This is a genomic window from Pseudomonas petrae (assembly GCF_021728295.1).
In the GTDB taxonomy this organism is placed as follows: domain Bacteria; phylum Pseudomonadota; class Gammaproteobacteria; order Pseudomonadales; family Pseudomonadaceae; genus Aquipseudomonas; species Aquipseudomonas petrae.
Window position 1 is genome coordinate 479,841 of the sequence record NZ_JAKJXE010000001.1, and the last position, 13,518, is coordinate 493,358.

Sequence of the window (13,518 nt, forward strand, 5' to 3'; positions counted from 1 at the left end):
CAGCTACAAGCGGCAAGCCATAAGCTGCAAGATGGAATGCAGCAAATCGGCTTGAAGCAGCTGGCCGCTGTTAATCAGGCATTTCCCGAGGCTTTCATGCGTGCCGCCTGGGTAAAGTCGAGCATGCGCTGCAACGGCCGAACGGCGTGAGGGATAACCGCCGGGTCGACGAATATCTCGTTGGTGCCTTCGCGCAAACACTGAAGCGTGCGCGCCAGCGTGTTCATCGCCATCCACGGGCAATGGGCACAACTGCGGCATGCGGCGCCATTGCCTGCAGTGGGCGCCTCAATGAAGACCTTGTCCGGGCACAGCTGCTGCATCTTATAAAAGATGCCGCGATCGGTGGCGACGATGAAAGTGGTGTTCGGCAGCGTCTGCGCCGCCTTGATCAACTGGCTGGTAGAGCCCACGGCGTCAGCCAGATCGATGACCGACTCGGGGGATTCCGGGTGCACCAGAATGGCGGCGTCCGGGTACAACGCTTTCATGTCCTCCAGCTGCCGGGACTTGAACTCCTCGTGCACGATGCAGGCGCCGTCCCACAACAGCATGTCCGCCCCGGTCTCGCGCTGGATGTAACGGCCCAGATGCTTGTCGGGCGCCCAAATGATTTTCTCGCCGTTGTCCATCAGGCTTTCGACGATCTCCAGCGCGCAACTGGACGTCACCACCCAGTCGGCACGGGCTTTTACGGCGGCTGAGGTGTTGGCGTAAACCACCACCGTGCGCTCGGGGTGCTGATCGCAGAACGCAGCAAACTCATCGACCGGGCAACCGAGGTCCAGCGAGCACGTTGCCTCAAGGGTCGGCATCAGGATGCGTTTTTTGGGGGTGAGGATTTTTGCGGTTTCACCCATGAAACGCACCCCGGCCACCAGCACGGTTTTCGCCGGATGGTTTTTGCCGAAACGCGCCATCTCCAGAGAGTCCGAGACGCAACCGCCGGTTTCTTCCGCCAGTGCCTGAATCACCGGATCGCAGTAGTAGTGAGCGACCAGCACGGCGTCCTGGGCCTTGAGCTCGGCGGCGATCAGGCGGCGGTATTCCGCTTCCTCGTCCGGGCTCAGGGTTTTCGGCTGTTTGGCGTCCAGGTGCGCTTGGACCAGGAGGCGTTCGGAGATGTGTGTCATGTCGTTGGACCTGAATGCGCGTACGGACGGAAAGTCCGCATGATAGAAAACGGCCGGGAAGTTAGCACGGGATCTGTTGAGCGATCACTTACCGGCAGTCCCCACCCTCATTGTAAGCGCCATCGCCTCAAGCGCAGGACATCGCAAAAACACGTCCGCAATGGTTGGAACGAGTCATCCAAAAAGGCACCGAAACCCTCAAGCCCGCCATTCAATGGCAGAATCTGCGTCACTGGACAGTTTTGGAGCCCCTCATGCTGAGCGTGTTTGAACGACGACTCGACCCCTTTCCACCCGACGAAGCACCGCCGCCGCCCGTGGGCCTGGGGCGGTTTCTCTGGGCCTGCACCCGGGGTGCGCGTGGCTACATCCTCGCCCTTGCGGTGCTCAGCGCCTGTGTGTCGATCTACGAAGCCTGGCTTTTCTCGTTCCTCGGGCAAGTGGTCGATCTGCTGTCGACATGGAAGGACGGCGGCGCCGCTGCAGGAGAGGAAAGTCGGGCGCTGTGGGGCATCGGCATTGTGCTCGTGATCAGCGTCGGGCTGGTGGCCATGCGCACGATGGTTCAGCACCAGGTGCTGGCGATCAACCTGCCGTTGCGGCTGCGCTGGGACTTTCATCGCCTGATGCTGCGGCAAAGCCTGTCGTTCTTTTCCGATGAGTTCTCCGGTCGGGTCACCACCAAGGTCATGCAGACTGCGCTGTCGGTAAGGGACGTACTGTTCACCCTGATCGAAATCGCGCCCGGCATCGGCGTTTACTTCATCGCAATCATCGCGCTGGCCGGCGGTTTCGCCTTGAAGCTGATGCTGCCGTTCATTGCCTGGATCGTGTTGTTCGGGCTGGCCATGCTGTACTTCGTGCCGCGCCTGGGCAAAGTCGGTCAGGAGCAGGCCAACGCGCGGTCGTCGATGACCGGCCGGATCTCCGACGCCTATACCAACATCACCACCGTGAAGCTGTTCTCCCACTCCAAACGTGAAGCGCAGTTTGCGCGCGCGGCGATGGAAGACTTCAAGCAGACGGGCTTTCGCCAGATGCGTCTGGTCAGCCAGTTCGAGATCGTTAATCAGGCGCTGGTCGTCGCGTTGATTCTGGGCGCGGGCGGTTATGCCTTGTGGCTGTGGCATCAGGGTGACGTCGGCACCGGTGCGGTGGCGGCGATTACCGCGATGGCGCTGCGGATCAACGGCATGTCCCACTGGATCATGTGGCAGATGACCTCGCTGTTCGAGAACATCGGCACGGTGCAGGACGGCATGGCGACCCTGACTCAGGGCCCTAAAGTGCAGGACGCGCCGGATGCAACCTCGTTGAAGACCACCGGCGGCGCAGTGACTTTTGACAACGTCAGCTTCAACTATAACGGCGAGCGCCAGGTGCTGGATGGTTTGAACCTGGCCATCCGGCCGGGCGAGAAGATCGGGCTGGTCGGCCGCTCAGGCGCCGGCAAATCCACGCTGATCAATCTGTTGCTGCGCTTTTATGACGTGGACAGCGGCGAGATTCGCATCGATGGGCAGAACATCAGGCAGGTCACGCAAGACAGCCTGCGCAGCGCCATCGGCATGGTGACTCAGGACACGTCGCTGCTGCATCGATCCATTCGCGACAACATTGCGTATGGTCGACCTGATGCCACCGAAGAGGAAATCCGCACCGCGGCGGTGAACGCCCAGGCGGATGGCTTCATCAGCCAGCTAAGCGACAAGCATGGCCACAGCGGCTACGACACGCTGGTCGGTGAGCGTGGCATCAAGCTCTCGGGCGGCCAGCGCCAACGCGTTGCCATTGCCCGCGTGATGCTGAAGAACGCGCCGATCCTGCTGCTGGACGAAGCGACCAGCGCGCTGGATTCGGAAGTCGAAGTGGCGATTCAGGAAAGCCTCGACGAAATGATGAAAGGCAAAACCGTCATTGCCATCGCCCACCGGCTGTCGACGATTGCGGCCATGGACCGGCTCATCGTGATGGACGACGGGCGCATCATCGAACAAGGCACCCACTCTGAGCTGCTCAACAAGAACGGCACATACGCGCGGCTGTGGCATCACCAGAGCGGCGGATTTCTGGGCGAGGATCAGGGCGTGCCTGAAGCGGTGGATCAGGTATAGCGGGCAGGCTCGCGGTATAACCGCAGCGACACACGACGGCTTTGGGGCAAAACCGTCGTTCGACGCGGGCCCCGCTGACACACGACAGCATCGCCCATCAGAATCATCTAGTAGACCGACTTACTAGGATGTATTCTCCGACGCTATGAATACTCCCCAAACACGTGGTTCATCTGATGTCCGTCAAGGAATTCTCGACGTCGGCCAACGCATCATGGCCGCCAAGGGGTATTCCGGCGTTGGCCTGAACGAAATTCTGGCCGCTGCGGGCGTACCGAAAGGCTCCTTCTATCATTACTTCGGCTCCAAGGATGCCTTCGGTGAGGCGTTGCTCGAGCACTACTTCGACGACTATCTCGCTGACATCGATCGCATCCTCGGCGAGCCCGGCCTGCCCATGGGCGAGCGGCTGATGAACTACTGGCGCGTCTGGCAAGAAACGCAGTCGTTTCAGGAATGCCAGGGTAAATGCCTCGCCGTGAAACTTGGCGTTGAAGTAGCCGATTTGTCTGAAACCATGCGCGCCGTCCTGAAGCGCGGCACGGCCGGGATTACCGACCGGCTCGGCAGCGCGATCGAGGCTGCCGTTGCCGACGGCTCGCTGCCCGCCTGCGAGAATCCTTACGCCGTTGCGCAAAGCCTGTATCAGCTGTGGGTCGGCGCCAGCGTGATGGTCAAGATTGAAAGAAGACTTGCCCCTTTTGAAACGGCCATGGCGACAACGCGCGTGATCTTGCGCCTTGCCTGATCGGCGCACTGCGACTGTGCGCCGCAACATCCGCTGCCCCTAATCCCTAGTCTCCTCCGCCACGACGCCTGCCGGCTCGCCAGCCGGTCTCGTGCGTGCCAGTCCGTGCACCTCTTTCTGCGTACCTGCGCATCACTCCGGCAACGGGCTGAATAATTTCTTGAAATAACTCTAGACGACTGGTCTACTCAAGGCTATGGTGTACCTACTTCAGCCCGTCACAAGGAATACACCCGATGAAAGTTCTTATGGTTCTGACTTCCCACGACACCCTAGGCAACACCGGCCGTCCTACCGGCTTCTGGCTGGAAGAACTGGCGGCGCCCTACTACGCGTTCAGCGACATCAACGCCGAAATCGTTCTGGCTTCGCCACAAGGCGGTCAACCTCCGCTGGACCCGAAGAGCAACGAGCCTGACTTTCAGACCGACCTGACCCGTCGTTTCGAGAAAGACGAAACCGCCAAAGCCCTGCTCGCCAACACCGTCCGACTGGACAGCGTGTCCCAGGCAGATTTCGACGCTGTGTTCTACCCAGGCGGACATGGTCCTCTGTGGGATCTGGCCGAAGACAAAAACTCCGTCCAGCTCATCGAAACCTTCATCGCAGCCGGCAAGCCCGTCGCTGTCGTATGTCACGCCCCCGGCGTGCTGCGCCACGTGAAGAACGCCGACGGCACGCCGCTGGTTAAAGGCAAGAAGGTCACCGGCTTTGCCAACAGCGAAGAAGAAGCAGTCGGCCTGACCAACGTGGTGCCTTTCCTGGTGGAAGACGAGTTGAAATCACTGGGCGGCGTCTACTCCAAAGGTCCAGACTGGGGCTCGTACGTCCTCACCGACGGACTGCTGATCACCGGCCAGAACCCTGCTTCTTCCGGTCCTGCGGCAGACGTGCTGATCAAGGCACTGCAAAACAAATCGGCCTGATCACCGCCCGGCGCGAGGGGTGTTCGCACCCCTTCCTGTCAACTTTGCACCGAGATAACCGCCATGAACTGGTAATGAACGGATTCGACCCGACCCCAGGCCCGACTTTATGTCGGGCTTTGTCGTTTCTGGACGGACGCGAATGATCAAACAAACACTGCTTCGACGGCTCTACCACGCCAATGGCTGGCATTGATGAACGCTCACGATGCCCGTTGTGACAGGTGAAGGAGGCGCGGAAGCAGTGTTCAGCGGCAATGCCCGCAACACCTTTGCCTTCAAACATCTCACCGACAGCGTTATAAACGACGGCACGGGGCAGTTCAGCGTCGACTTCATCCACTGCTTGAGGCTTGGCGCCACTGACCTGCTGGACGTTTCGGATTTAGGCTTTACCGGCCTGGGAGATGGCACCGACAGGACGTTTAAGCTGATTGTCGATACGGCCATCCACCTTACCTACCCCAAGGATTATGAAGCGGACGCCGACGGCCACCGATTCGAGATCAGTATCCACAAGAACGTCGCCAATACCTTCACCGCCCATAACCTGATCATGGCCGATGCAAGCGCTGCGCACATCGAGCTTGTTGGTCTGGCACCCGCTGACCTGCACCCGATCGGCTGAATCCAGAAGCGCCATTCCAAACGGCAGGCATGAAAAAGCCGTCGCAGGTGCGACGGCTTTTTTTGCGGCGTGGGCGATTACAAACCTCTTAAGGTGCTGACACCGCTCACTGAATCTCAGTCAACGTTTTTGGCCCACACCGCCTGAGCATTGGTGAATTCGCGCAGCCCGAAGTGGGACAGCTCGCGGCCATAGCCACTCTTTTTGACGCCCCCCACCGGAATCCGCGCGTTGGTGGCCGGGAAGCCATTGATGAACACGCCGCCGGTTTCCAGACGCCGGGCAATGCGTTGCGCGCGCGGGATGTCCTGGGTCCACAGGCTGCCGCCCAATCCATAGTCGCTGGTGTTCGCCAGCACGATGGCAGCTTCGGCGTTGGCGGCAATGGTGATCGCTGCCACCGGGCCGAAGGTTTCTTCGTCGAATGCGGCCATGCCTGGCTTCACATTGGCCAGCACGGTGGGCGCGTAGAAGTTGCCGGGCCCGTCGATTTTCTTCCCGCCCAGCAGCAACGTCGCGCCGGCGGCAAGGGTGCGTTGCACCTGACCATCCAGCTCATCGCGCAGATCAGCCCGGGCCATAGGACCGACGTTGATTGCGCTGTCGAGCGGGTCGCCGACTTTCAGTTGCTCGACCGCTGCAACGAATTTACGCGTGAATTGCTCGGCGATCGGTGCCTCCAGAATGAAGCGCTTGGCCGCCAGACAGACCTGGCCAGCGTTCTGGAACCGCGCTTCGACGGCGGCTTTCACCGCAAGGTCGATATTCGCGTCGGCCAGCACAATAAAGGCGTCCGAGCCGCCCAGTTCCAGCAGGCTCTTCTTGAGTGCCTTGCCTGCGGTGGCTGCCACGGCAGAACCTGCACGCATACTGCCCGTCAGAGTGACGGCAGCAATGCGCGGGTCTTCAATGGTGCGGGCCACGGTGTCGTTGTCGGCAATGAGGTTGGTGAACAGCCCTTTTGGAAAGCCCGCTGCCTCGTAGGCTTCTTGCAGCGCGTAAGCCGAGCCCATGACGTTCGGCGCGTGTTTGAGCATGAAGCCATTGCCCGACAGCATGATCGGCCCGGACGCGCGAATCACCTGCCACAGCGGGAAGTTCCAGGGCATTACCGCCAGCACGGTGCCGATCGGCAGGAAAGACACGTGGACTTCGTCGTCGCCGTCCACCTTGACCGGTTCATCGGCAAGAATCGCCGGGCCGTTGTCGGCAATCCATTCAATGGTGGCGGCGCACTTCTCCACTTCTCCACGGGCCGCCGCCAGGGTCTTGCCCATTTCGGCGGTGATCAGTGCAGCGAAGGATTCCGAACGCTCACGCAGGGTGTCTGCCAGACGGCGATAGGCCGCCACGCGCTCGCGCATCGGCGTGGCGCGCCACAGGCGAAAGGCCGCCGCATTCACATCCAGCAACTGCTCGACGTCGGTTTGGGTCTGGAAGGGGTAAGCGGCGATCAGCTCACCGGTGGCCGGGTTGCGTGACGTGGCGACGTTTAGGGTAGAGATCGGGCTCAGGTCAGACATCGTGATTACCTCGTGGGCGGTCGGGGCAGCACATGTGCGCTGCGATGACCGTCACTCTAAGTAAGCCCGAAAAAGCCAGGAAGGCGTGTTGTTATCCTATGACCGTGAGTCATAGGCAGTGTGGCGGGGAATGTAGGTCACCAGCGACAGGTCCGGCCGCCCTTCAGGCGTCAGCGCGACATAGGTGAAATCGATATGGCCGCTGATGGGATGCAGCAGACGCTTTCGGCCCTCTTCGAAACCTTGGACCTCGGTGTCCTGCCACCACTCTTTGAACTCGGGGCTCAAGGCCGAGAGTTCTTCGATCAGGCTGTCGAACGGTGCCTTGTCCTGAGCCAGCGCGCGCGATGCCCGAAATGCACTGATCATGCCCCGCGCCATCTGCTCCCAATCCAGGATGATGGTTCGGTACGGGATGTACAGAAACAGCAAACGCAGCGTATTGCGCTCATGGGGCTGCAATGAACCGTAGTCGACGAACAGCTCGGCGATGGCGTCGTTCCACGCCAGAATGTCGAGTCGGGCGTTGCGCACATACGCCGGAATGGGGTTAATTGCGCGCACCAGCATTTCCAGACCGGCCGTCACCCCGCCGCCGGTCTCAGCAACTGGCACCTCCAGTGCGGAAAGCGCATACAAGTGCGCGGACTCCACACGATCGAGCTTGAGGACTTTGGATATCCGTTGCAGCGCGTCCGGCGAGGGCTGAATGTCGCGGCCCTGCTCAAGCCAGGTGTACCAGCTGACGCTGACCCCGGCCAGCGCCGCCACTTCTTCGCGACGCAATCCGGGCGTGCGCCGCGGCCCTTCAGGCAGGCCGAAGTCCTTCGGATCAAGCCGCGCGCGCCGGCTGGACAAGAAGTTACCGAATTCGCGCCGCTGCTCTATCGAAGGTCTTTTTGCCATAACTCGCTCGTGGTCCACGTTTTGGTTGATCGCGGAAAACGGGCATCGTGGGTCAAGCTCTGGCGTGGGTCAAGCCGGTCAAGGTATCGGCGATGGCTTTGGTGCGCCTTGCCGTGCCTTCGGTGGCCTGGTTCGAGTGTTCCAGAGAGTCGAGCATTTCGCGCAGCGCGCCGACGCCGGTTGACTGGTCCTCGATCTGCTGCGCCACCCGCTGGATCTCGCTGGAGAGCAGGTCGATGTCGACGCCGATCTCCGCCGCGTTTTTGCGGGTGATTTCCGCCAGTTTGCGCACCTCGTCGGCGACCACGGCGAAGCCTCGGCCCAGATCCCCTGCCCGCGCGGCTTCGATCGCGGCGTTGAGCGCCAGCAGATTGGTCTGGCCGGCGATCTGTTGAATCACCTGCACGATAGACTGGATGCGCAGGCTCGATTCCGCGAGGGCTCGTGCGCCGACCACCGCTTCGTCCGCTTGGCTGACCAGCGCTACAACAGTATTGCCGGCGTTTGTCGAGACAGTGTTCTGCTGGTCAATCGTGCCGGCCAGATCGTCCATAGACAGGTGCAGCTCGCCGGAGTAGTGCTTGATTTGCGTAGACATCTCTTCCTGCTGCTGACCGGCCTGGGCCAGGACCCGACCCAGTGCGGCGAGGCCTTCGAACACAGGCAGAACTTTGGTATCCAGCCCGCGGGTATCCAGCGCGTTATTGAAATCGTTGAGCTTGAACGCCTCGATCTGCTTAACGATGACGTGGTTCAAACCCACCATCTTCTTGAGCTGGCGGCGCAGGAAAAATGCCTTGAATTCTCCATAGTGAGCGATGAAACGGTCGACGTACTCATCGGTGAACGAAGCGCCTTTCGCCACACGGAAGAAAAAGATCGCCGTGAGCGTCTGGTTCAGATTCAGGCCGAGAATTTCGCCGAAGGTCGAGAACCCCACCAGCGGTACGTCACCGAACAATCCGGTCATGCTGCCCAGATCCTTGCCGTTGTTGGCCCGACGCAAGATGCAGTCGTTGAGGATCGCCGCGACAGGCTGCCCGCCCTTGCCGCGCAGGAATTGCTCGTAATCCACGCGGGTGGCTTCGCGCAAAGGGGTGCGCTTGACCATCACCAGTTCCTCGCCGGGGGCCACGTCGCAGAACAGCTGAATGATTTGCTGTGCATGGTCGATACGCGCAATAGAGCGTACGAACAATTCGCTGCCCACGCGAATGGCAAAGGAGTAATCCGCGAGGTTCTTTTCCAGGGCGTGAGCGTCGCAATTGAAGGCGTTACACAGGGCCTGGACCATGCTCATGATGTTGCCCTTGCTGTCGATCACCTGGTCGATGGTGCGGTCCTCGACAGATGCGGTCAGGACGCTAAAGGTCAATCCGGCAGGTTGAAAATTCTGACTTTTGAACACGCCAAAACGTATGTCGGCGGCGGTCTTGATGAAGACAATTTGCGCATGATTCTGATAGCTGCGCTTGCCGTCATGGATCAGCGTCTTCTTGAAATCCGACTTGCCACCGGCCGAGCCTCCTACGAAGAGGCAGGGGAAGCGACCGGACTCGTAAAGCGCTTCCATGAAGAACGATTCGGACGCCGACAAGCCGTCGAACACCACATAGGCCAAGGTGTCGCGGTGGTCGATGGTCGTGCTGACCTGCGCGCGCTTAATGTTGTTGACCAGTTTTTCAATGCGCTCACGCATCTCCATGCGCTTGCCGCCGCTGCGGATGTCTTCGCATTCCAGCGGCACCATCACCACCTCGGCTGATGCAATCACACTGTGCTCGAAGAGCTGCAGGACGATGCGGTCCCATCGATCCCCGGTCGCACAATACAAACCGGTCGCACTGTTGCACAGCTCGCCGGAGGTCGTGCACAGGCTCAGCGCACTGTCGGGGAAGCGCTGCTTGATGCCGGCGGCAATTTGGTCGATGTCCAGATGGGGAGAGACGAAACCCGTCACCAGAACGGGAACTGAACGTACATCTGCCAAGGCACGGTCCAGCTCGCCAGCGGTGCAATTAATGCTGATCGCTTCCTGGCGATGGGCACGGGATCGGTTGAAGAGGTTGAATGGGTTCATCGTCGGCTCACTAGAAAGGATCGCAGGGCGCATACGTTGCATACGCGAAGCTTTTTTCTGTATCGGCTGTGGATGAAGTGACTTGAAGTATGGGGACGGGCGTTGGTCGGGAGGGCGAGCATCCAAAGACGTGATCAGGGCTGGGAGCATCGCTGATGCTGACCACTGGAGGGACGTGTGCAAATAGATGAAGGTGCATCGGACCAACGGCCAGGGACGACGGAACCAAAGCGAATCAGGGGCCACACAAGCGCTATAGAATCCATACCGGGTGACGTATGTCGATGAAAGTAACTGGGCCTGTTGATCAGGGTCTTGGCCTGAACAGCAGTAATTTTGCCTCGCCGCAAGGGCGTCTCACTGATCAGCGGCAAGCGGGCGGAGGAGTCGATTTCGGTGTCTCGCCCGGCACCGGTGCGCAGTCGGTGAGCTATGGGGGACCATCGGCGCAAAGCAGTGACAGCCGAGTGACCCCGGGCGAGCGTGCGGCCAACCCCACCGACCAGGACCTTGCTGCATCGTTACGTAATCTGGTCGAGCAGATAATGCAGGCGCTCGCACAACTCATGCAGCAAAGCAGGAGCGATACGGGCGCGTCTTCCCAAGGTAGGGGCGGTTCGCCGCAAGGCAAGTCGGCGACAATCTCGGAAGCTGGTCAGCCGGTGGCTGCGAACGCTGCGTCCGAACCGGCAGCTGCGGCGTCAGGTGTGGCGGGGTCATCATCAGCCGTGCCTGACGTTGCGTCTTCATCCGTGCGTGCATCCACATCTTCGGCAGATGCTCAGGCTGCACCGACGGCAACAGCTGCGCTTGCATCCGCAGGCAAGAACACCGCCGTGGGCGACGCGGCCACCGCTGGCAGCGGGCCTTACTCGCTCAATATCACCAATACTCAAGACCATGCGATAAAGATTGGCCAGTTCGACAAAAATGAAAAGCTGGTAGGTGAATTGTCACTGGAGCCTGGGCAAAAAGGGACCATGAAGTACGAGGCCGACACGACGGGCCTGCTGAAACAGGCCGATGCGCACGGCAACTACAAGCCTGATGCGAGCCGCCTGGAGTTCTACAACGGCTTCATCAATACCAGCGACATTGATGGCCGCAACGCTGCAATTCATGCGAGCGACGGCAAGGGTTTTGAAGTCGGTGACAAGCAAAGCATCGCTGACAAAGCCCCTGACAGCATTACTACCCGGGACTCCGCCGGGAACAAGACCATCGCCGGATGGTACGACGGGTCCACGGAGAAGATGAAACAGGGGGGCGATTTCCTGACCAAAGAGCTGGGCACTGGAATGACCTATCAGCATCCGAATGACGATACCCTGGGCCAGGGCAGTAACCCAATGCGGCATACTGACTCGATGTCCCTGGACGTGGTTTTCGGCAAGGCGTGAGATCTCGAGGGGTGCTGATTGATTGAGTCAGCCCGGCCCGCTGACTTTCAGACAGGCAAAAAAAATCTGGAAATCCGCATTTTCATGGGCCTTCCAGATTTTCGAAATGGTGGGTCGTGTGGGATTCGAACCTACGACCAATTGGTTGATGGGAGACCCCAATCAGATCAGGTCACATCTCTTACTGGACTCTATCAAGACTGCATTAAATAGTGGTCGATGATGGCCGCACACTAGACGCTACAGTAGGCCTGCTTGCATCGCCGAGTTCATTTAGGGTTTCCCGAGCTCGGGCAAAACAGATGGCAGCACTCGTCGCTCCACCATACTCAAATCGATGTGCCGAATCCCAACGATCGGCCCCGTACGGGCTGAGCGGCTGCTCATCGACTTCGGCGAAGACTTCCTCGCCTCAATGCTGGTGGACAACGTATCGGAGTTCATCAACTTGATGGGCTCCGATGGCAATTTCATCTTCAACGACCGACAGGCGAAGCGCATGGAACGTGCGATGGCGAATATCGAGTTCGGCTTCGGCGAAGGCGGTTATCAACCCACTGAGTTCATCAAGCGATACCTCCCCGATGGATGCTTCGAGCTGCTCGTGATTGACGAGGGACATGAGTACAAAAACAGTGGCTCGGCTCAAGGCCAGGCTATGGGAGTGCTGGCAGCAAAGGCCCGAAAAACCTTGCTGCTGACCGGCACCCAAATGGGCGGCTACGCGGACGATCTGTTCTACCTCCTGTTCCGCATTCTCACACGACGCATGATCGAGGACGGCTACCAACCCAGCGCGCGCGGCAGCATGGCACCAGCGGCCATGTCCTTCATGCGCGATCACGGAGTCCTGAAAGACATTTACACCGAACGCGATGGCGACTCACACAAGACGGCGAAAGGTAAAAAACTGTCGGTACGTACGGTAAAAGCGCCTGGCTTTGGACCGAAAGGCATCCACCGCTTCGTACTGCCCTTCACCGTGTTCCTCAAACTCAAAGACATCGGCGGCAGTGTTCTGCCGGACTACCACGAGGAGTTTATCGACATCTCAATGGCGCCTGATCAGGCCTTGGCCTATCAGAAACTCGCCACATCACTCACAGCAGAACTGCGCCAGGCGCTCGCTCGCCGCGACACTACGCTCTTGGGCGTTGTGCTCAACGTGCTACTGGCATGGCCCGACTACTGCTTCCGTCCGGAGGTGGTCAAACACCCTCGATCCAAAGACACGCTGGCCTACGTGCCGTCGATCTTCGGGGATGAGGACTTAATGCCCAAGGAACAAGCACTGCTGGACCTGTGCCTGTCGGAGAAAGCCAACAACCGTAAGGTGCTGGCCTATTCCGTATACACCGGCACACGAGACACCACCGCCAGACTCAAACGAGTACTGGAAACGGCAGGTTTGAAGGTCGCTGTCCTTCGAGCCAGCGTCGACACAGCCAAGCGAGAAGACTGGATTCTCGATCAGGTTGATCGCGGTATCGACGTGCTGATTACAAACCCGGAGCTGGTGAAAACCGGACTGGATTTGCTCGACTTTCCGACCATCGCTTTTCTGCAAACGGGGTACAACGTGTACACCCTGCAGCAGGCATCGCGGCGGTCATGGAGAATTGGTCAGAAACAGCGGGTGCGAGTGGTGTTCTTCGGTTACGCAGGAACATCGCAAATCACTTGTCTGCAGTTGATGGCCCGGAAAATCGCCGTGGCGCAGAGCACCTCGGGAGACGTGCCTGAATCGGGTCTTGACTCGTTGAACCAGGATGGGGATTCGGTTGAGATGGCGTTGGCCAGGCAGTTGATTGCTTTGTGAAAATCGTGCCACCTTCGGGTGGCTTTTTTTTGGCCAAAGAAATCTTGGGGACTGCGGTGCAGCGACCGTTTAGAGAATCGGATGATTGAGTTGGATGTGCGAGGTGACGGGATATCTATCGAGAGGATCGTCCAGGCTTTCCAGCATCGCCTTGACCGTCGAGGAGAGGACACTCCAAGAGTTGAGCTTGACGGAAAACGCAGAGACGGTGCCTTGATACTCAACGCACCATCGCTGACTT

9 protein-coding genes and 1 pseudogene are annotated in these 13,518 nt (G+C 59.5%); 6 read left to right on the forward strand and 4 right to left on the reverse strand.

From position 1 onward, the window contains the following. Window positions 1-74: 74 nt before the first annotated feature. Window positions 75-1,133, reverse strand: coding sequence for a quinolinate synthase NadA (gene nadA / locus L4G42_RS02060; protein WP_237260475.1), 1,059 nt, complete (start codon window positions 1,131-1,133; stop codon window positions 75-77). Between the two features lie 254 nt (window positions 1,134-1,387). On the opposite strand from nadA, the gene L4G42_RS02065 reads away from it, so the two are divergent. The 4 genes from L4G42_RS02065 (at window position 1,388) to L4G42_RS02080 (ending at window position 5,549) form a co-directional block, all read left to right on the forward strand. Beyond that, window positions 1,388-3,247 carry an ABC transporter ATP-binding protein gene (locus tag L4G42_RS02065; RefSeq protein WP_237260477.1) on the forward strand — a complete coding sequence of 620 codons (1,860 nt, stop codon included), beginning with the start codon at window positions 1,388-1,390 and terminating at the stop codon, window positions 3,245-3,247. Window positions 3,248-3,392: 145 nt separating this feature from the next. After that, complete coding sequence (locus L4G42_RS02070) at window positions 3,393-3,995, forward strand: TetR/AcrR family transcriptional regulator (protein ID WP_272903791.1); 603 nt, start codon at window positions 3,393-3,395, stop codon at window positions 3,993-3,995. 236 nt (window positions 3,996-4,231) lie between these two features. After that, window positions 4,232-4,921 (forward strand): type 1 glutamine amidotransferase domain-containing protein, encoded by a 690-nt coding sequence (locus L4G42_RS02075; protein WP_237253720.1) that lies wholly within the window; start codon window positions 4,232-4,234, stop codon window positions 4,919-4,921. Between the two features lie 244 nt (window positions 4,922-5,165). Beyond that, window positions 5,166-5,549 carry a hypothetical protein gene (locus L4G42_RS02080; protein WP_237253721.1) on the forward strand — a complete coding sequence of 128 codons (384 nt, stop codon included), beginning with the start codon at window positions 5,166-5,168 and terminating at the stop codon, window positions 5,547-5,549. 116 nt (window positions 5,550-5,665) lie between these two features. Here L4G42_RS02080 and L4G42_RS02085 read toward each other — a convergent pair whose 3' ends face one another. The 3 genes from L4G42_RS02085 to L4G42_RS02095 all read right to left on the reverse strand — a co-directional run bounded on the left by L4G42_RS02085 (window position 5,666) and on the right by L4G42_RS02095 (window position 10,058). Continuing rightward, window positions 5,666-7,063, reverse strand: a complete 1,398-nt coding sequence (locus tag L4G42_RS02085; protein WP_237253780.1) for an NAD-dependent succinate-semialdehyde dehydrogenase — start codon at window positions 7,061-7,063, stop codon at window positions 5,666-5,668. A 105-nt stretch (window positions 7,064-7,168) separates the two neighbouring features. Then, complete coding sequence (locus L4G42_RS02090) at window positions 7,169-7,978, reverse strand: helix-turn-helix transcriptional regulator (RefSeq protein ID WP_237253722.1); 810 nt, start codon at window positions 7,976-7,978, stop codon at window positions 7,169-7,171. A gap of 52 nt (window positions 7,979-8,030) precedes the next feature. After that, the gene (locus tag L4G42_RS02095) at window positions 8,031-10,058 is read right to left on the reverse strand and encodes an FIST N-terminal domain-containing protein (protein ID WP_237253723.1); all 2,028 of its coding nucleotides are present in this window, start codon (window positions 10,056-10,058) and stop codon (window positions 8,031-8,033) included. Between the two features lie 278 nt (window positions 10,059-10,336). Between L4G42_RS02095 and L4G42_RS02100 the strand changes: the two genes are divergently transcribed. Together L4G42_RS02100 and L4G42_RS02105 are read left to right on the forward strand one after the other, a co-directional pair. Next, on the forward strand, window positions 10,337-11,458 hold the full coding sequence (locus L4G42_RS02100; protein WP_237253724.1) for a hypothetical protein: 1,122 nt from the start codon (window positions 10,337-10,339) through the stop codon (window positions 11,456-11,458). A gap of 292 nt (window positions 11,459-11,750) precedes the next feature. Continuing rightward, a pseudogene (locus L4G42_RS02105) lies at window positions 11,751-13,277 on the forward strand (helicase-related protein); the annotation flags it as partial. Between the last annotated feature and the right edge of the window lie 241 nt (window positions 13,278-13,518).